1 protein-coding gene is annotated in these 306 nt (G+C 68.6%); it reads left to right on the forward strand.

Annotation, left to right across the window (positions count from 1 at the left end):
• A partial coding sequence (locus tag ABD295_RS07040) for an MBG domain-containing protein (RefSeq protein WP_344302967.1) occupies positions 1-306 on the forward strand: 306 nt, incomplete at both ends.

Consider the following 306-nt stretch of genomic DNA (forward strand, 5'->3'; position numbering starts at 1 on the left):
TTCGTGCTGGGTCAGGGGCCGGGTGCACTGGGTGGCACGCTCGGGTTCACGACGGCGGCGACGGCGTGGAGCAACGTCGGGTCCTACGGCGTCACGCCGGTCGGGCTGACCTCGGACAACTACGTGATCCAGTTCGTCGACGGCAGCCTGGACATCACCAAGGCCCCGCTGACGGTGACTGCGGACGCTGCTCCGGGCACCGAAACTGTGGACGCGTTCCGCAAGGTCTACGGGTCACCGAACCCGGCCTTCACGGTCCGTTACGACGGGTTCGTGCTGGGTCAGGGGCCGGGTGCACTGGGTGGC

Origin of the sequence: Nocardioides bigeumensis (genome assembly GCF_039531755.1) — a bacterium.
Classification (GTDB): Bacteria; Actinomycetota; Actinomycetes; order Propionibacteriales; family Nocardioidaceae; genus Nocardioides; species Nocardioides bigeumensis.